Source organism: Flavivirga amylovorans (assembly GCF_030540875.1).
Lineage (GTDB): Bacteria > Bacteroidota > Bacteroidia > Flavobacteriales > Flavobacteriaceae > Flavivirga > Flavivirga amylovorans.
The window spans coordinates 301,868-319,558 of record NZ_JAUOEM010000005.1; the positions used below are offsets into that span (position 1 = coordinate 301,868).

Below are 17,691 nucleotides of genomic sequence, written 5' to 3' on the forward strand. Positions count from 1 at the left end.
TGTGAGTCGAAAGGTACCAAAAATTTCGCTATTTCAATTAGGTTTCGACTTTAGCCTGTCTTGAGTCGAGTCGAAAGGCTCAACCTGACAGAATAAATCAAACTGCTTTAAGTCAATAATTTACATGTGTACTTGTGTTAAACTTACGTTCGTTTATTATTTTCTGTATGCTTTCCTGTTAGAGACAAATAAATAGCATTAATGTTTGGCCTTTATTTTTATTAAAAACACAAATACTGTTACTTTTTTATACCAATTACGTAGAGTGTTTAGTATCTCTTTTTAATATTTAATTATTTTAAAATCAGACTTTTATGATGATTTTATGTTTTTTTGCAGGTTTGACTATGTGAAAAAAGATGATTGCATATGTGTATTTGCATAAACTATAAGTGTTAATACTTATATATTTGCTTTAAATAAGTATAAATACTTAGTTAATTTAAAACTAAAAATTATGAAATCTATAATTAAAAAGTCATCTTGGATTCTACCAGTAGTAGTTTTGCTATGCTCTTGCGGTAGTAAGGAAAAAAAGCAAACTTTAGCTGAAAACGTAACAGCTGAAGCTTCAAAAACAAAAACCCTTGAAATTGAAAAACCACAATTAACATTTGGCTTTATCAAACTAACAGATATGGCACCTTTAGCGATTGCCAAAGAAAAAGGATTTTTTGAAGATGAAGGACTCTTTGTTTCAGTGGAAGCACAATCTAACTGGAAAAATGTATTAGATCGTGTCATTGATGGACAGTTGGATGGATCACACATGTTAGCTGGACAACCTATAGCAGCAGCTGCAGGGTTTGGTAGACAAGCAAAATTGGTAACGCCTTTTTCAATGGATCTTAATGGTAATGGTATTACTGTTTCGAATGATGTGTGGTCTAAAATGAAGTCAAATGTACCAAAAGGAGCAGATGGTAAACCTATTCACCCTATTAAAGCAGATGCTTTAAAACCAGTTATTGAAGATTATAAAAACTCAGGAAAAGCCTTTAAAATGGGTATGGTATTTCCAGTATCTACGCATAACTATGAAATAAGATATTGGTTAGCAGCAGCTGGTATTCATCCTGGTATGTATACTGCTGAAAATGTACAAGGGCAAATAGATGCAGACGTTTTATTATCTGTAACACCACCGCCACAAATGCCAGCAACACTAGAAGCAGGTACTATTTATGGATATTGTGTTGGAGAGCCATGGAATCAACAAGCCGTATTTAAAGGGATTGGTGTGCCTGTAACTACAAATTATGATATCTGGAAAAACAACCCGGAGAAAGTATTTGTCATGACAAAGAAATTTATCGATGAGAACCCAAATACAGCAATAGCAGTGACTAAAGCTCTAATTAGAGCAGGGCAGTGGTTAGATGAACCAGGAAATAGAGCAGAGGCAGTTAAGATATTATCGATGTCTCAATATGTTGGTGCAGACGAAGCGGTATTAGCAAATTCTATGACAGGAACATTTGAGTTTGAAAAAGGAGACAAACGTGAGATGCCAGATTTTAATGTATTCTATAAGTACCATGCAACCTATCCTTTCTATTCTGATGGTATCTGGTTTTTAACTCAAATGAGAAGATGGGGACAAATACCAGAAGCTAAACCAGCCGAATGGTATGCAGAAACTATCAAAGATGTATACCGACCAGATATCTGGAAAAAAGCGGCTGATCTTTTAGTTGAAGAAGGACATATTCCAGCAACTGATATCCCGAATACTGATGGTTACAAACCAGCAACTACAGATTTTATAGATGGAACAGCTTACGATGCTAAAGATCCAATTTCATATATCAATAGTTTCTCTATAGGGAATAAAGATAAAGCAGTACAATAATTGTGTTGTCATTCCGGACGAAGAATGAGGAGAAATCTCATCACTTTTGAGATTTCTCGTTGCTCGTTCCTCACTCTGTCGAAATGACAAATAGCTAAGTTCTAGTTTTAAAACTTTAAAACAATTACAACACTAAATAAGAAGTAATCATGAAACAAAGCATAACATTAGGAAAAGTAACTAAATTTATGGGATTAGGTTTTTTAAGTACTTTAAAAGATCTATTTACTGGGAAGCTAGACAAAGAAGATTTTAAAAACTTCTTACGTAAGGTATTCGTACCACTTGCTTCCATACTGTTATTTATCGGGCTATGGCATGTAGGTTCAAAATATTTATATAATAGAGAAGCCGATTTTAAAATTGAAAAAGCACTTACAGACCAAGGTCCAGCAGCTGCAGAAGCTATGCGGGAATGTATTGCATCTGGCGATATAAGTTGTCAGCCCAATACACTACCATCACCTAGTCAGGTTTGGGATTCTTATAAATCATTATTGAGAGATCATAATATCATTAGTGCAGATAAGGCAGCATTTATAGAGAAGACAGCCACATTAAATGCGAAGCGAATTGCTGAAGGTAAAGCACCCATAACCTATACTGGTAGACCGTCTTTTATAGATCAAATTATTATGAGTTTAAAAACAGTATTTGCTGGTTTTCTATTAGCTTTAATAATAGCGGTTCCTATTGGAGTTCTTATAGGGTTAAGTCCTACTTTAAAAAGTGCTTTTAATTGGTTTGTTCAAATTTTTAAGCCCGTATCTCCAGTTGTCTGGTATCTGTTGGTATTTATGATCGTTAAAACGATCTTAATAGATTCCAATGGAGATAGCTCATTCATCATTTCATTTATAAGTGTTGGGTTATGTTCTATGTGGGCCACTTTAGTTAATACGGCTATGGGAGTATCATCTGTAGATAAAGATTATATAAATGTAGCTAAAGTTTTGAAATTAGGGCCTTTTCAAAAAGTGTTTAAAGTGATTTTACCGTCATCTTTGCCTTTAATATTTACAGGATTAAAGATTACATTGTCTGTAGCGTGGATGGTATTAATTGCTATTGAATTATTAGCGCAAAGTCCAGGTTTGGGACTCTTTGTTTGGGAAGAATTCCAAAATGGTGCCAATGATTCAAATTCTAAAATTATTGTGGCCATGTTTGTTATAGGAATTATAGGTTTTTTATTAGACCGAATTATGTTGACTATTCAAAATGCGGTGTCGTTTAATAAAAATGATGGTATATAATTATGTTTAATTGTTGAATCGTGTAAATAAAACAAGCGATTAAACAAACAAACGAATCAACAAATAAATAATAAGAAATGGCATATTTAGAATTAAATAATATATATAAGACTTACGGTCAAGGGGATCATGAAACTGAAGTGCTTTCGAATATAAATTTATCAATTGAAGAAGGAGAATTTGTTGCTATTGTGGGATTTACTGGAAGTGGAAAAACAACCTTGGTAAACCTCATTAATGGATTGTTGGAACCAACAAAGGGAGAGGTGTTATTTAAAGGCGAGCCTGTTTCTGGTACGAGCCATGAACGAGGCGTTATTTTTCAGAACTATTCATTATTGCCATGGTTAACAGTTGGTCAGAATGTTTTCATGGCAGTAAAAGAGGCCTTTCCAAAAAAAAGTAAAAAGGAATTGAACGAACTAGTAGCAGAGTACGTTGAAATGGTGAGTTTAACACCGGCAATTAATAAGCGTCCAAAGGAATTATCTGGAGGGATGCGTCAGCGTGTTGCCGTTGCTAGAGCTTTATCTATGAAACCAGAAATGATTATCATGGATGAACCTTTAGGAGCATTGGATGCCTTAACCAGAGGTAATCTTCAAGATGAAATTTTAAATATTTGGGGAAAAGATAAACGAACCGCGTTGTTAATTACTAACGATGTCGATGAAGGTCTATATATGGCAGACCGTATTATACCTTTAAAGCCAGGGCCAAATGCCACTTTAGGGCCTGAATTTAAAATAGATATAGAACGCCCTAGAGACAAAACGGAGCTGAACGATAATATGAATTTTAAAGAAACCAGAAATGCTATTATAGAGTATTTAATGAATATTGGAGACGAAAGAAAATCACAGGCTAGAGAAGAATTTGTACTTCCAGATTTGAGTCCGAAGGATTTTGTTAATCAATTTAAATAAAGGAATCAAATGACTACTACTATAGAAAAAACAAAAACAGATAGTATTACTAATACCACTCTTTTTCCTTCATCTCAGGTGATGTTGGATCTAAAAAAGTTAAAGAAGGTATATCCAACACCAAAAGGCGATTATGTTGTTCTTGAAGATTTGAACCTCCAAATAAGAAAGGAAGAATTTGTGACTATTATCGGGCATTCAGGTTGTGGTAAAACAACCATGCTTTCAATGATTGCTGGTCTTAATGCCATTTCTGGGGGTAACATTTCTGTATTAGGGAAACATATAAAAGGACCAGGACCAGATAGGGGCGTTATTTTTCAATCACCTAGCTTAATGCCATGGATGACGTCTCTTCAAAATGTATTATTAGGCGTTAATCAAGTTTTTCCACATGCTACGAAATCTCAAAGAAATGATATTGCGAAATACTATTTACAAAAGGTAGGGTTAGAGGACGCCTTTAATAAAAAAGCATCGGAATTATCTCAAGGCATGCAGCAACGTGTTGGGATAGCCAGAGCGTTTGCTATAAAACCAAAAGTGTTATTGCTGGATGAACCTTTTGGGATGTTAGATTCTTTAACAAGAGGGGAGCTTCAGGATATTTTAATTGAAATATGGAACAAAGAAAAAATTACTGCTGTCATGATTACGCATGATGTTGATGAAGCTATTTTTTTAGCAGATCGTGTCGTGATGATGACCAGTGGGCCAAAAGCTAAAATAGGTGATATTTTAAATATTGATTTTGAAAGACCAAGAACGCGTAAAACCGTTTTAGAACATGAAGACTATTATAAGTACAGAAAACATTTAATCGATTTTTTAGAACATTAATCAATGAAATCACTCAAAACCATAATATTATAAATATTAGGTTATATGAGATTTGTCATAAATAAGACGTTTTTGTCTTTTTACATTTGACAAGCAATAATTAACAATATAATTAAACTCAAAAAACACAAACAACTTAAAAATTAAAAAAGATGAAAAAACAATATGTAATATTGGGGTTATTACTAGCAGGGTGCTTAAATTTTGCACAAGCGCAATTTACTTTAGATGGTGAATTTCGTCCACGTACAGAATATCGTAACGGTTTTGGAAGCCTTATAGCTGACGATGCAGATGCTGGTTATGGTATCTCAACCCGTATACGTTTAAATGCTGGGTATTCAGTAGATGCTTATAAGTTTTATGTGAGCTTTCAGGATATTTTGGTTTGGGGAGAAAATAGACAGATTCTACCTTACGATCAGAATAACTCGTTTGCAGTTTTTCAAGCTTGGGCAGAAATTAATTTCGGATCTGGATGGTCAACAAAGTTAGGACGTCAGGTGTTGTCTTATGACGATCAGCGTATTCTTGGGGGATTAGACTGGGCACAACAGGGACGTAACCACGATGCGGCGTTGATAAAATATAAAAAGAACAAATTCTTAATAGATGTTGCATTCGCATTTAACCAGGATTACTCTAACCCAACAGGTTTTCAGTCAGTCGGAACAGCGTATAACACTACAGGTTTCTTTTCATATAAAACCATGCAGTATGCCTATATAAAACAAGCTTGGGAAAACTTTTCAGGTAGTTTGCTATTAATGAATAATGGTTTCCAGGAATTTGATACAAGTAATGAACCTGATGGTGTGAGTAACCTTCAAACGTTAGGAACTCATTTAAACTACGGACAAGGGAGTTTTGCGGTTGCTGCTAATGCATTTGTACAAACCGGTAAAAGACAAAATGACATAGATGTAAAAGGCGCGTATCTTTTAGGTTTGGATCTAACATACAAAGCGTCTGATAAGGTTCAATTAGGAGCAGGTGTGGAACTTATTAGTGGTAATGATGCTGATCCTGGAGAAACAGGCGCGTTCTTTCCTTTGTATGGTACCAATCATAAATTTAATGGACTTATGGATTATTTTTACGTAGGGAACCATGGCAACTCTATCGGTTTATTTGATGTTCACGCAAGTGCGAACTTTAAATTCAATAAAACTTCTAGCCTGATGGTTAAAGCCTTAAATTTTAGCGGAGATAAAGAGTTGCCTAGCGGTGAGAAATCATTAGGAACAGAAATTGATTTGGTTTTCAAAAAGGAATTTAAAGGGTATGCTTTAGTAGCTGGATATTCACATATGTTCCCTTCAGATGGGATGTATGAGTTAAAAGGTATTACAGAAGATGCTGCATCAGATACACAAAATTGGGCTTGGGCTATGTTAGTGCTAAAACCTAAATTTTTAAATGGTAAGAAATAGATAACTTAGAGTGACTGATTAATACTTTAAGAGCCTTCTTTTAGAGGGCTCTTTTTTTATATTTTATAAATTCCATTCTTAATAGCATATAAAACAAGTCCTATTCTATTTTTAACATGTAGTTTTTGGAACAGATTATCTCTATAACCATCTATGGTTTTGGGGCTTAAAAACATTTTCTCAGCTATTTCTTTATAAGTCATTTCTGAACAAGTATGAATTATAAACTCTATTTCTCTGTCTTTTAATTGAATTTTACCTGAATCGTCACTATTTAAAGAATTGATTAAAATATTAGAAACATCTTTAGTGTGATAATAGCCATGTTTTACAGTTTCTAATAAAGCTAACTCTAAAATATCTTTTTCAACATCTTTTAATAAATAACCTTTTGCACCAGCTTTTAACATTTTTATGATGGTGGTATCATTTTCTTCAACAGAAAGCGCAATAACTTTTACTTCAGGATATTCATTTTTTACAATCTCCGTAGTCTCTATGCCATTCAGAATGGGCATATTAACATCCATAAGTATAATGTCTGGAATATTACTTGGTGTTTTAAGTTTAGTAAGTAACTCTTTACCATTTTTGCAGGTATAAAGCACATTAAAATCTTTAAAAGAATCTACTAGACTTGCTATGGCCTGAGATAATAAAATATGATCTTCAACAATTGCTATTGTATGTGCCTTCATGATTAAGTTTGTATGTAATAGTTAATTTAGTTCCTTTATTAGGTTCCGATGTAAATGTAGCGCTTGCGTTTACTAACTTTGCTCTACTCTTTATATTGGTTAAACCTATTCCAGAATGATTTTGCTTGTTTAGATCAAAACCCAAACCATCGTCTTTTGCTATAATAATTAGCATGTCAGATTGGTAATCTAATATAACATCTAGATGAGTAGCTTTTGCATGCTTTATCGTATTTGAAAAAAACTCTTGTAAAATTCTAAAGAATACAATTTCAATTTTACTATCTATTTTTATTTGTTGCCCTTTAATGGTGAGTTGCGATTCTATAAAGTTAAGTCTGTTAAATCGATTAATTTCATCAGATACCGCCTGCTCTAAAGACATGTTTTTTAGAGCATCGGGATTAATTAATTTAGATAAAATCCTTAATTCCTTAATACATTTATCTAGTGTTCCTTTTACTTCATTAATGGAAGAATCGCTTTGTAACTGTATTTTTGCTAAAGTTAATAACTGACCTATATTGTCATGTAGCTCCCAGCTAATATTTCTAAATGTTTCTTCTCTAATTTCAATTTGAGCCTTAGATATTTCCTGTTCAAAATGTTTTTTAGCAAACTCATTTTTTAATAGCAATGCATTCTTTCTTTTTTGAAAAAGAACAAAGAGGGAAATCATTGTCATTATTAAAAGAAATAATATAACAGATGATATTATTAAAAATGATTGTATTTCTTTTTCGTCCATATAAAACCTATTATGTAGCAACCATACAATACCATGTTTAGAAAAAGTAAAATAATACCAAATACAGAATTATGAGCCCAAACATTAAAATACTTAGACAATAATATAAATGGTATCATACCTATGTTAAACAATACTAAAGCGGTGGTTATCCAGAAGCTTAATTTATGTTTTATAATTAAGGTGTAATTTGAGTTAAATAATTGATGCAAGTGAAACCCAGCAAAAATTAATACAAAAGAAGCACCTATTATAAAACTATATTTATGATGTTCTATATTTATACCATTTAATACGTACAATATTATGAATATAGCACTTATTGTTAGTATGATTTTCTTATATAATTTTTCTGTTAAAATGGAATAATACCACCAGTAATAAAATAAAAAACTCATTCCTGTATATCCATAATAGAGCCACGTATTACCAGGGTTGTATATACCAATTAATGGCCCTAATATGGAATCTACAAAAAATGTTACCCATAAAAAATGCAAGAAGTAAGCTTCAGATGAATTTACGTATTTCTTATAATGAATTGTAGCAATAACAGCAGCTGCAAATTCAAATGCACTAACAGAATATGACATTACATATGGATAAAAATCACTCATTTACATGATACTTTAGTTTACGTTTTTTGGTGGTTTTCCAGCATGGCCATAATTATATGCTGGAATTTCATGAATGTTATCGTTTATAACAAAAGTCGAACTTATAGGAGAAAAACTAGCTTTAGACTTGGTTTTATTACCTGTAGGAACTAAAAAGACAGTTGAGTAACCTGGGTCATGAAATCTCTTTTCTTTTGGGTAGGCTCCATTATAAATACGAATACCTAATCTTGTGTAACCCAATGAGTCTGCCTCCTGTTCTACATATGCAATGTATTTTTTTAATTCTTCCAGATCAAACCAGAATTCTCGGGTATCTTCTATTCCTAGGTGCTTATTGATAATAGCACTTCGAGTATTTTTATATTCATCCTCTAACTCTTTGGCATACTCGTAATCTATAATTTGCTTTGGAGCTTTAATTTTTGGAGGTTTAGGTTTTTCTTCACATGATTGAAAAGAGAATGCCATAATTGCTAAGAAAAAAGCTAACCTCTGAATTGATTTTGTATTCATTTTAGTTTTTATTAAATGGTTTATTCCAAAAATACATATTAATATTTGAATTTTTTGATATATAGAACTATGTATAGAATGGTTTTGTTTTATAATTTATTGATTTTTAGTTAATTATGTTGTGTTTGAAGTGATTGAAAGATGCTTTAGATATTAAAAAAGGGGAAAAACACCCCTTAAATAAAATAAAAACACTCAGTGTTTTTTGGAATAATCTCCTTGTAGCTTTTCGGGATTTTCACTCTTAAATTAAAGCAACTTTCAAAATATATTTGTACCAATATTGATAAACCTAAAAATCAATCAATCTTAAAACATATATAAAATGGAAGATACCGATTCTATATTAACTATTAAAAACGCTATTGATGGTATCTGGATTAATAATAATAAAGATTCAAAAATCACAACTAAAATCATTATTTCTAACAATGGAAAAAATGTTCAGATATTTGATAAATGTAGTCCCAAATATTATGATAATGAAACAAATACCTTAACTCCAGAAGGTTACAGCACAAATATGTATTGGGCTATTTTTAATAGTTGTGTTTCGAAATCTACGTTCATATTTACTATTGATGATAATAAAATGGAAGTAAGATATGAGCAAGACTATAAATCTACATCTATTGAACCTGAAAGGTTCGTTGAAAACTTCACCAAACTTGACTCTGCTATACACGAACCCGTAATGACACAAACATATTTAGAAACTAAGGCACAGACAGAAATGGAATTAGAAGACATACCAACACAAGTACTTGATAATACACCTATTTTACTTTGCGATGATTTATTTGCAAATAATGATATTGAAAATTTATATGAAACTACAAAAGTAGGGATGAAAATATCCACGATTAAAGATCTTACATCAGGATTCTTTTACTACTTACCCAGTACTTATCATTTACAGTATAATAATGATAAAAGTTATGGCATACTTAAAAGGGGACTAAATGTATTGACATATATTAAGAATATTTTTAGTAGAGTAGGTAATATTGTTTCTATTCGTAGGTTAATATCGCCAACAGATATGATTACCTAGTTGCTGTGTAAATTAAAGTTACCTGCTCGGTACTAGAGGTAAAATTTACGAAAGTAACAAAAGTACTTGGCATGTTCTATTATTAGGATGGTTGTAGATTCTTATACCAAGTATTAAATAAAACCCTGAAATATTTTTAGGGTTTTATGTTTTTATGTCTTATCATTGGTACCTACCTTAGTAACCTCTGCATATTATATTACTAAGGGTACATTTATAATATCTATATCTTATTATTTTATTCTGCAACCTCAAACAATCATAGTAATTGGAATGAAAACAGCACAGCTACTTCAGACTTAAGTTATGTAAAAGACAAAACATGGTATTTTGTCATTGATGATGGTAATGCTCCAGATGGCGTAGGTTGGGGAGATCGTGGCTCTTGGAGAATCTCTAGAATGTAGAAGTAAACAAAGCACCTGGACTGCTAAAGCAAAGTCATCTGTAAACCCAAAGGCTAATAAGTTTTGGACAGAAGCAGACAGAGTGATTGATGCCATGTGCCCAAATGGATATTCTCATGAATGTTTTTTATAGAAGGCAAAAATTATAAGAATAAAAAATTTTAAAAGCATTGTTAGAATTAGTTAATAACAGGTAATTTTTCCTACATTTAAGCAATAAATAAATTATATGCTTAAAAAAGTTTTTGGAAGCGCCGTTTTTGGTGTGGAAGCAACAACCATTACAGTTGAGGTTAATGTTGATTCTGGAATAGGTTATCATCTAGTCGGATTACCAGATAATGCTATTAAAGAAAGTAATTATCGTATTGCCGCAGCATTACAGAATAACGGTTATAAAATACCAGGAAAAAAAATTACTATTAATATGGCTCCTGCCGATTTACGAAAGGAGGGAAGCGCATACGACCTAACACTGGCTATTGGAATTTTAGCAGCTTCTAAGCAAATTCAAGCTGAAAATTTAGAAAAATATTTGATTATGGGAGAACTCTCTCTTGATGGGAGTTTACAACCAATAAAAGGCGCTTTACCAATTGCGGTTAAGGCAAGAGAAGAGGGGTTTAAAGGTTTTATCTTATCTAAACATAATGTCAAAGAAGCCGCCATTGTCGATGGATTGGAAGTTTATGGGATTGATAATATTAAGCAAGTTATTAATTATTTTGACAAAGGAGGACCGCTAGAGCAAACTATTATTAATACCCGTGATGAATTCTATAAAAATTTAGAATTTCCAGAATTTGATTTTTCAGATGTAAAAGGTCAGGAAGGGATTAAACGTTGTATGGAAATTGCAGCTGCGGGCGGGCATAATATCATTTTAATCGGACCACCAGGAGCAGGTAAAACCATGTTAGCAAAGCGTTTACCTAGTATTTTACCTCCAATGACACTTTATGAAGCTTTGGAAACAACAAAGATTCATTCTGTGGTTGGTAGAGTAAAAGATTCTGGCTTAATGGCGCAGCGTCCTTTTAGGAGTCCTCACCATACCATTTCGGATGTTGCTTTAGTCGGTGGCGGCGCATTTCCACAGCCAGGAGAGATCTCTTTATCTCATAATGGCGTGTTGTTTTTAGACGAATTACCTGAATTTAAGCGTGGTGTTTTAGAAGTATTGAGACAACCCTTAGAAGATAGGGAAGTGACTATTTCTCGTGCTAAGTTTACAGTAACATATCCATCGTCGTTTATGTTGGTAGCGAGTATGAATCCAAGTCCGGGTGGCTATTTTAACGATCCTAATGCTCCCGTAACCTCAAGCCCTGCCGAAATGCAGCGATATTTAAGTAAAATTTCTGGTCCGTTATTAGATAGAATTGATATTCATATTGAAGTAACACCTGTACCTTTTGAGAAGTTATCTGAAGATCGAAAAGGAGAAACCTCAGTAGATATTAGAAAGCGAGTTACCAAAGCTAGAGAAATTCAAACGAATCGTTTTAAAGAATCTGATGTGGTACATTATAATGCACAAATGAATACGAAGCAAATTCGGAAGTATTGTTTGTTAGATGAAGCATCAAAACAGTTATTAAAAACGGCTATGGAGCGTTTGAATTTGTCAGCTAGAGCTTATGATCGTATTTTGAAAGTTTCTAGGACGATTGCGGATTTAGAGGGTGTAGAAGAAGTGAATGGTTCTCATATTAGTGAGGCTATTCAATATAGGAGTTTGGATCGTGAGGGGTGGTTGGGGTAACGAATTCCTGCGTAGGCAGGAATCTGTATCTATTTTAGGGTTAATATAAAATATGTAAAACTTTTTAGGAGAGATAGGAGGCTTACTCATAAACGCCACTAGTTTTGGAAACTAGCGACAGCGAACATACTATACCCGAGCAGGGTTTCATATCCATTTTACAACTAGAACTAAAACCCTCTAAACTCAATAATTAATAAAGCTCTTCACGAGCTTTATAGAAGAAATTCAAGAATTGTATCAAAAAAAAAGAAAAATAACTAATTAGAAATGGTCTTTAAAGACCATTTCTAATTAGTTATTCCAGTAATAATTAAGCTTTCACTTTGGATTGATTCCCGTGCTTCTTGAGCACGTATTTCAAATTCCATTTCGACCATTTCATCAGCTATTTTAATTTGCTTTTGAATTGACATTTTTTTTGTTTTTTTTCCGTCTTTGAAAATTTCTTTAAGAGGTTGATATATTCCTCTTGTTGTTTCTGAAGTATACTTTCTAGGCATATTAAAATAAATTTAAGTTTTGCGTGTATCTAGGTAATGTTTTGATACTCACCGATTTTTCTTCATTATATCCGTTTGAACTCTCAGTGTTAACTTGACAATTACCATTAATATATTGAAACAAAAGCGTATCTGGAAAGGTAGGAGTATTAGGGTCTAAAATCAATAGTCCAACTACTTGATTATTAATAGACTTATTAACATTTATTAACTCAACCAGCCAAATAAAACGTGGTAAATGTAATGAATCTAATATTAATTTCAAATCCAGCTTAATTTTAGCATCTGAACAGTAAAAGTTTTTGAATGCATTAGAGGTGGTTATAAGAAATCTAGATACCAACGGATATACCCCATATTTTTTAAGTTCTTTAGTGAAGAATAAGTTTTTATCACCAATAATTTTTTCCTTAAATATTCTTCTTACTCGGTAAGAGTCCATTCTAATTCGATTAGTTAAGGGGACAACAAAACCAGAAATAAAATATTTTTTTTATCAAATGAGTTTAGAGGATTATAAAAACCTCCAATTCTATATGGGGCTTGATTATCGTCTATAAATACGTATTTTCTATTTGATGTTAATGAATTTATATAATCAAGAATAGTTGTACCATTAAATTTATTAAATGATACAGAATTTGCTTTGATTTTAAAATCATCTATCTGTGAGTTCATATAACCAATATAGATTACAGAATGAGCAATGCCATTACTTAATGATTCCACATTTTCAAGCCGACTGGAATCAACTTTTTTTGACTTTTCATCTATTTGAGAAAATACTGTTATGACCGGTAAACCAGATTCAATATAATCATTAAAGGCTTTTTTAAATCCTTCAGCATTATTATTTGTTCTTGAATATGACCTAACACCAAATCCGAATTCCTTTAAAACGAAAGAAATTTCATTTTGTTTCATACCCTTACCTGGTTCTATATTTTCGTAGCGTAAACTATCAATAACTGAGAAAATTTTAGAAGGAGTTTTATCTTTGAAATGGTCGTATTTAGAAAAATAATTTAAAACACTTAGCAAGCTTGTTTCACTACAGGTATGCAATTCATTATCTTGTCCAGAATTTTGAAAAGCTTCTACATTTAATTTAATCCCGCGTACTGTAAAATAATATTTTCTACAAATTATTTCAATTGGCGGAATAGTAAATGCATTTGGAGATAATATCATTCTGCCAAATTGATTATTTCTAGTTGGTCTAATTACAAGAATTCCTAAAAAAGTAGATAAACCATTTATTAAATCTGAAAAAGGATTATCTAGATTAAATGGAGTATCAAAAAAGCTAATTCGTATACAATCTTTTTCTACATGGTAATTTTTCGAAGAATGATAAAAATAAAATGAGTCACGATAATGAGAGTCGACATAAGGATATTCTATATTACAAAATAAATCTTCTTTAAAATTGTTTATATGAAAAAATTGATTGATTCTATTAGACGCATGCATAAAATCATTATTCTTTATCTTTTTACCAATATCTTTAATAAGAAATTTAACGTCAGGTAATTTACCCTCAGCTCTAATTGGCGATATGTTCATGAAATTTATATTATAAATTTAAGTATTAGAAAGCTGTTATCTCATTTAAAATCTTACTCTTCCTTTTAACGTAAAACTTCGTTTTTGTTAATTTATAAAGAGGTATAGCATACCCAATGGTTAAAAAGAAAGGGTCTTGACTATTAGCAAGAGTTCCTAGTTCGTAACCTAAGCCTAATTGAAAGTCCAAAAGCCCTAAAGAAATTACAGGGGCAAATACATTATTTCCATCCTCTCCACTTGATGCCGAAAATAATACTCCCGCATGAATACTAATTGAATTTCTAAAATCAGTAGCAACTAAATCTCCTGCACCATTTCGAATTTCTTCTAGTTTACCCCAGCTCTTGCCAAATCCAGCTCCAATTGAATTAAATAGAATTACATCCCCTTCACTATTCTCGTCATCACCAAAATTGAAACGAGCTACAGGAACAGTGAAATTTGTATTATAAATTGTAGCTTTATATGTAGCCTTAGTATTTGCAAAAGCTTTTTTTGATTTTTCATTTACCCTCAATCGCTCTAATTTTTTATTCACATCTATCTTTTGTGCTATTAATGGGTCATTGCTAGTGTTTAATCGTTCTTCAGGAGTTAATTCAAATGGTAATTCTTCTTTTTGAATTAATTCAGCTTGTTCAAATATTTTTACTTTCTCCAAATTTATTTGGGTTTGAAGTTTTTCTCTTTCTTTAGTATATTTTTCTTTTACTTTTACAAAATCATCATATGAAGATTGATCTTTGTTATTATACTTACCTGAAGCATCTTTAGGTAGTTTATGTATCTCGGCTAATAGGTTTTTTATTAACTCATCATAAGTGTTAATCGTATTTTGACGTTCAATATTATCTATTTTTATTAATATGGCTCTTGGGTCATTTGCTGGTAATTTAACTCTAGCTTCATAAAGTGAAAGTTTTTTATTAATTATTTTCTTGTTAGTTTCCTTTATATTTTTTTCAAGATTCTTCTTCTCAGTTTTATCTTTAAATATACCATCTAATTGAGAGTGTAAGTTTTTTAATGAAATAAGACGTAGTTCTAATTCTTTTAGTTCAGAAGTTTCTTTTTCAATATCTTGGGCGGATACCATTATGCTAAATAAAATTAAAATTAAGAATGCATACTTTTTGTTCATAGTTTTATGGTTTTGGTTAGTTAGACTACTAATGTAAAATAAATTAACAAATAAAAACCTACAAAATAAAATTTAAGAAAGAAATTTATACATTAACATAAGGGTTATAATAAAAATTATAGCTAAAATCACATATAAACGATTCAAACTTTTCTTTTGAAGATTAATAGTATGCATTAATGTTTTTTTGTCTTTCAAGGACTGTTTATTTAACTGAAGTAGACTTATCCCCTAATTAAATCCTTTGATACAACTGCCTATAAGTATTAGGAGATATTTGTTTATATTTATTAAATTGTCGGTGAAAAAATGATAAGTTATTAAACCCAGATTCGTAACCTATTTCAGAAACTGATAAATCCGTTTCTATTAGCATTTTACTGGCTATCGTAATTTTATATTCGTTAAGATAACTTGAATATGTTTTATCAAACGTTTTTTTAAAAAACCGACAAAAGGCTTCTTTGCTTAACGATAATTTATTTGATAATTCAGTTAAAGAAGGTTCGTTTTGATAATTGTCTTTAATATAATTGTTAATCACATTCACTCTATGACTCTCTTTCAAAGAAAGATCCTTACCAAAACTTGGTCCAGCTAATAATTTAATAGATGCTTTAGTAGCCAAAGTGTTTAATATATTCAATAAAGATAAGAAGCGCTCAAATGGATTTTGCCTAAAAATAGAACTAAACGAAGGTTCTAAAGAAAGTGCCGTTTTTAAATCGAAAGAAAGGCCATAACTCGATTTTAGAAGCATTTTTTTTATACTAGTAAATTCGGGTTTATCAATCCAATGTTTAAATAAGTCTTCATCCCATTGAATGACAACGCATTTAACTTGTTCGTTTTTGGCATCAATAGTTTTCCAAGAATGTGGTACATTTTTACCAACTAAAACGAGATCACCTCTTTCAAATGCTTGCATGGAGTCCCCAACATATCTAATTCCTGTACTTTGTATCATATAAGTTAGTTCGTACTGTGGATGAAAATGCCATTCAGCCTTAAACTCTTTTTCCTCAAATACTTTAACTTTAAATGAGTTATTTGGAGATGTCGTAATTTGTTTTAATTGCGCTTTCATAAAATAAAAGTACTAAAAAATGTAAAATATTGATATAAATACAATGATATGGCTTTAAAAAATCAATATAGTACACAATAAGTGTCATATTATATATGGAATCAAAAATCAATTTGAAGATATTTGTAATACCAAATGAATTTAATTCATCATTTTGAAGTTCATTTGGTATAATAATAAATAAGCAATACAAAAATGAAGGATTTAGAAATAAGAGACTTAAAAATTTATAAAGCGGCTACACCATTGAAAAAGCCAATTTCAGATGCTACGCATACACTCACTGAAATTTCTTTTATTGTTTTAAGAATTCAACTCGAAAATGGAATCGTAGGGGAATCCTATTTATTGTCATTCCAATACTCTCCTAATGCCATTATTGGAGCATTAAAAGATTTAATTCCAATTGTAAAAGGCTATAAAGCCTATGAAACGGCTTTGTTGGGTCAAAAACTTGATGGATTATTTGAGTATTTTGGAAATCAAGGTTTGTTAAGATGGGCACAAGCTGCAATAAACATTGCTATGTGGGATGCTTGGGGAAAAGCTCAAAATCAACCCGTTTATAAATTATTGGGTGTTACCAAAGAACAAGTAAATATTTATGGAAGTGGTGGCTGGATCTCTTATAGTATAGATGAACTTATTGCAGAAGTAACGGATTATGCCGATAGAGGATTTAAGGCTGTAAAAATTAAAGTAGGCTCCCCAAAAGTAAGTACAGATTTAGAGCGTTTAAGAAAAGTTAGAGATGCTGTTGGAAATGACATTGATATTATGATGGATGCCAATCAAGGTATGGATTTACCATCAGCGATTAAACTTGCAAATGGTGCTAAAGACTTAAATATAAATTGGTTTGAAGAGCCCGTAAACCATCAAGATTTTCAAGCCTATCAAATATTAAAGAATCAAACAGGTATATCTTTAGCCATGGGAGAAAGAGAATTTGATACCTTACCACTTCGTGAATTGGTAACAAGAAATGCTTTAGATATTTGGCAGCCAGATATTTTAAGAATTGGAGGTGTAGAAGCATGGAGAGAAAGTGCAGCTTTAGCTAATAGTTTTCATTTGCCCGTTTTACCACACTATTACAAAGATTATGATGTACCGTTACTTTGTACGATACCAAATGGAGTAGGTGCAGAATCTTTTGATTGGGTGGATCCATTAATTGATAATCCAATGAAAATAGAAAACGGTTATGCCAAACCTCATGATTTACCAGGATGGGGATTTACCTTTATAGACGATCATTTAACTGAAATTAAATAAT

General features: G+C 31.6%; 18 protein-coding genes. 8 read left to right on the forward strand and 10 right to left on the reverse strand.

Features of this window, described 5'->3' with window-relative positions; genetic code table 11:
• Nucleotides 1-457 precede the first annotated feature (457 nt).
• From Q4Q39_RS15565 to Q4Q39_RS15585, 5 genes are all read left to right on the forward strand, one after another.
• On the forward strand, nucleotides 458-1,852 hold the full coding sequence (locus tag Q4Q39_RS15565) for a CmpA/NrtA family ABC transporter substrate-binding protein (RefSeq protein WP_303283478.1): 1,395 nt from the start codon (nucleotides 458-460) through the stop codon (nucleotides 1,850-1,852).
• Between the two features lie 149 nt (nucleotides 1,853-2,001).
• Nucleotides 2,002-3,108 (forward strand): ABC transporter permease, encoded by a 1,107-nt coding sequence (locus Q4Q39_RS15570; RefSeq protein WP_303283479.1) that lies wholly within the window; start codon nucleotides 2,002-2,004, stop codon nucleotides 3,106-3,108.
• Between the two features lie 77 nt (nucleotides 3,109-3,185).
• Nucleotides 3,186-4,034 carry an ABC transporter ATP-binding protein gene (locus tag Q4Q39_RS15575; RefSeq protein WP_303283480.1) on the forward strand — a complete coding sequence of 283 codons (849 nt, stop codon included), beginning with the start codon at nucleotides 3,186-3,188 and terminating at the stop codon, nucleotides 4,032-4,034.
• A gap of 9 nt (nucleotides 4,035-4,043) precedes the next feature.
• Entirely contained in the window at nucleotides 4,044-4,874 is an 831-nt protein-coding gene (locus tag Q4Q39_RS15580; protein ID WP_303283481.1) for an ABC transporter ATP-binding protein, read from the forward strand.
• A 152-nt stretch (nucleotides 4,875-5,026) separates the two neighbouring features.
• On the forward strand, nucleotides 5,027-6,307 hold the full coding sequence (locus Q4Q39_RS15585; protein WP_303283482.1) for an alginate export family protein: 1,281 nt from the start codon (nucleotides 5,027-5,029) through the stop codon (nucleotides 6,305-6,307).
• 56 nt (nucleotides 6,308-6,363) lie between these two features.
• Here Q4Q39_RS15585 and Q4Q39_RS15590 read toward each other — a convergent pair whose 3' ends face one another.
• From Q4Q39_RS15590 to Q4Q39_RS15605, 4 genes are read right to left on the reverse strand one after another with little or no spacing between them, the layout of a single operon-like run.
• Entirely contained in the window at nucleotides 6,364-7,005 is a 642-nt protein-coding gene (locus Q4Q39_RS15590; protein WP_303283483.1) for a response regulator transcription factor, read from the reverse strand.
• Nucleotides 6,977-7,684: a sensor histidine kinase gene (locus tag Q4Q39_RS15595; RefSeq protein ID WP_345075315.1), complete on the reverse strand. Its 708-nt coding sequence runs from the start codon at nucleotides 7,682-7,684 to the stop codon at nucleotides 6,977-6,979. Before Q4Q39_RS15595 ends, Q4Q39_RS15590 begins: the two co-directional genes overlap by 29 nt.
• Nucleotides 7,685-7,722: 38 nt before the next feature.
• Nucleotides 7,723-8,370, reverse strand: coding sequence for a hypothetical protein (locus Q4Q39_RS15600; RefSeq protein WP_303283485.1), 648 nt, complete (start codon nucleotides 8,368-8,370; stop codon nucleotides 7,723-7,725).
• A gap of 12 nt (nucleotides 8,371-8,382) precedes the next feature.
• Entirely contained in the window at nucleotides 8,383-8,886 is a 504-nt protein-coding gene (locus tag Q4Q39_RS15605) for a hypothetical protein (protein ID WP_303283486.1), read from the reverse strand.
• Between the two features lie 325 nt (nucleotides 8,887-9,211).
• On the opposite strand from Q4Q39_RS15605, the gene Q4Q39_RS15610 reads away from it, so the two are divergent.
• The gene (locus tag Q4Q39_RS15610; RefSeq protein ID WP_303283488.1) at nucleotides 9,212-9,940 is read left to right on the forward strand and encodes a hypothetical protein; all 729 of its coding nucleotides are present in this window, start codon (nucleotides 9,212-9,214) and stop codon (nucleotides 9,938-9,940) included.
• Between the two features lie 299 nt (nucleotides 9,941-10,239).
• On the opposite strand, the gene Q4Q39_RS15615 is transcribed toward Q4Q39_RS15610, so the two are convergent.
• Nucleotides 10,240-10,443, reverse strand: coding sequence for a hypothetical protein (locus Q4Q39_RS15615; RefSeq protein ID WP_303283489.1), 204 nt, complete (start codon nucleotides 10,441-10,443; stop codon nucleotides 10,240-10,242).
• A 133-nt stretch (nucleotides 10,444-10,576) separates the two neighbouring features.
• On the opposite strand from Q4Q39_RS15615, the gene Q4Q39_RS15620 reads away from it, so the two are divergent.
• Complete coding sequence (locus Q4Q39_RS15620; RefSeq protein WP_303283490.1) at nucleotides 10,577-12,112, forward strand: YifB family Mg chelatase-like AAA ATPase; 1,536 nt, start codon at nucleotides 10,577-10,579, stop codon at nucleotides 12,110-12,112.
• Nucleotides 12,113-12,402: 290 nt separating this feature from the next.
• Here the strand turns inward: Q4Q39_RS15620 and Q4Q39_RS15625 are convergent, their stop codons facing one another.
• The 5 genes from Q4Q39_RS15625 to Q4Q39_RS15645 all read right to left on the reverse strand — a co-directional run bounded on the left by Q4Q39_RS15625 (nucleotide 12,403) and on the right by Q4Q39_RS15645 (nucleotide 16,412).
• Nucleotides 12,403-12,615 carry a hypothetical protein gene (locus Q4Q39_RS15625; RefSeq protein WP_303283491.1) on the reverse strand — a complete coding sequence of 71 codons (213 nt, stop codon included), beginning with the start codon at nucleotides 12,613-12,615 and terminating at the stop codon, nucleotides 12,403-12,405.
• A 1-nt stretch (nucleotide 12,616) separates the two neighbouring features.
• On the reverse strand, nucleotides 12,617-13,057 hold the full coding sequence (locus tag Q4Q39_RS15630; RefSeq protein WP_303283492.1) for a hypothetical protein: 441 nt from the start codon (nucleotides 13,055-13,057) through the stop codon (nucleotides 12,617-12,619).
• A gap of 14 nt (nucleotides 13,058-13,071) precedes the next feature.
• Nucleotides 13,072-14,181: a hypothetical protein gene (locus tag Q4Q39_RS15635; protein WP_303283493.1), complete on the reverse strand. Its 1,110-nt coding sequence runs from the start codon at nucleotides 14,179-14,181 to the stop codon at nucleotides 13,072-13,074.
• 25 nt (nucleotides 14,182-14,206) lie between these two features.
• Nucleotides 14,207-15,325 (reverse strand): hypothetical protein, encoded by a 1,119-nt coding sequence (locus Q4Q39_RS15640; protein ID WP_303283494.1) that lies wholly within the window; start codon nucleotides 15,323-15,325, stop codon nucleotides 14,207-14,209.
• Nucleotides 15,326-15,560: 235 nt separating this feature from the next.
• A complete protein-coding gene (locus tag Q4Q39_RS15645; RefSeq protein ID WP_303283495.1) occupies nucleotides 15,561-16,412 on the reverse strand; it encodes an AraC family transcriptional regulator in 852 nt (283 codons plus the stop codon).
• Nucleotides 16,413-16,607: 195 nt separating this feature from the next.
• Here Q4Q39_RS15645 and Q4Q39_RS15650 point away from each other — a divergent pair, with 195 nt between their 5' ends.
• Nucleotides 16,608-17,690 (forward strand): mandelate racemase/muconate lactonizing enzyme family protein, encoded by a 1,083-nt coding sequence (locus Q4Q39_RS15650; protein WP_303283496.1) that lies wholly within the window; start codon nucleotides 16,608-16,610, stop codon nucleotides 17,688-17,690.
• Nucleotide 17,691: the final 1 nt, after the last annotated feature.

Excerpts from the sequence above, each read along its gene's own strand:
- Q4Q39_RS15620 (WP_303283490.1), top strand. The coding sequence starts at position 10,577 with ATGCTTAAAAAAGTTTTTGGAAGCGCCGTTTTTGGTGTGGAAGCAACA.
- Q4Q39_RS15590 (WP_303283483.1), bottom strand. The coding sequence starts at position 7,005 with ATGAAGGCACATACAATAGCAATTGTTGAAGATCATATTTTATTATCT.
- Q4Q39_RS15585 (WP_303283482.1), top strand. The coding sequence starts at position 5,027 with ATGAAAAAACAATATGTAATATTGGGGTTATTACTAGCAGGGTGCTTA.
- Q4Q39_RS15605 (WP_303283486.1), bottom strand. The coding sequence starts at position 8,886 with ATGAATACAAAATCAATTCAGAGGTTAGCTTTTTTCTTAGCAATTATG.
- Q4Q39_RS15650 (WP_303283496.1), top strand. The coding sequence starts at position 16,608 with ATGAAGGATTTAGAAATAAGAGACTTAAAAATTTATAAAGCGGCTACA.
- Q4Q39_RS15645 (WP_303283495.1), bottom strand. The coding sequence starts at position 16,412 with ATGAAAGCGCAATTAAAACAAATTACGACATCTCCAAATAACTCATTT.
- Q4Q39_RS15570 (WP_303283479.1), top strand. The coding sequence starts at position 2,002 with ATGAAACAAAGCATAACATTAGGAAAAGTAACTAAATTTATGGGATTA.
- Q4Q39_RS15600 (WP_303283485.1), bottom strand. The coding sequence starts at position 8,370 with ATGAGTGATTTTTATCCATATGTAATGTCATATTCTGTTAGTGCATTT.
- Q4Q39_RS15630 (WP_303283492.1), bottom strand. The coding sequence starts at position 13,057 with ATGGACTCTTACCGAGTAAGAAGAATATTTAAGGAAAAAATTATTGGT.
- Q4Q39_RS15565 (WP_303283478.1), top strand. The coding sequence starts at position 458 with ATGAAATCTATAATTAAAAAGTCATCTTGGATTCTACCAGTAGTAGTT.
- Q4Q39_RS15610 (WP_303283488.1), top strand. The coding sequence starts at position 9,212 with ATGGAAGATACCGATTCTATATTAACTATTAAAAACGCTATTGATGGT.
- Q4Q39_RS15625 (WP_303283491.1), bottom strand. The coding sequence starts at position 12,615 with ATGCCTAGAAAGTATACTTCAGAAACAACAAGAGGAATATATCAACCT.
- Q4Q39_RS15595 (WP_345075315.1), bottom strand. The coding sequence starts at position 7,684 with ATGATTTCCCTCTTTGTTCTTTTTCAAAAAAGAAAGAATGCATTGCTA.
- Q4Q39_RS15635 (WP_303283493.1), bottom strand. The coding sequence starts at position 14,181 with ATGAACATATCGCCAATTAGAGCTGAGGGTAAATTACCTGACGTTAAA.
- Q4Q39_RS15575 (WP_303283480.1), top strand. The coding sequence starts at position 3,186 with ATGGCATATTTAGAATTAAATAATATATATAAGACTTACGGTCAAGGG.
- Q4Q39_RS15640 (WP_303283494.1), bottom strand. The coding sequence starts at position 15,325 with ATGAACAAAAAGTATGCATTCTTAATTTTAATTTTATTTAGCATAATG.
- Q4Q39_RS15580 (WP_303283481.1), top strand. The coding sequence starts at position 4,044 with ATGACTACTACTATAGAAAAAACAAAAACAGATAGTATTACTAATACC.
- Q4Q39_RS15615 (WP_303283489.1), bottom strand. The coding sequence starts at position 10,443 with ATGGCATCAATCACTCTGTCTGCTTCTGTCCAAAACTTATTAGCCTTT.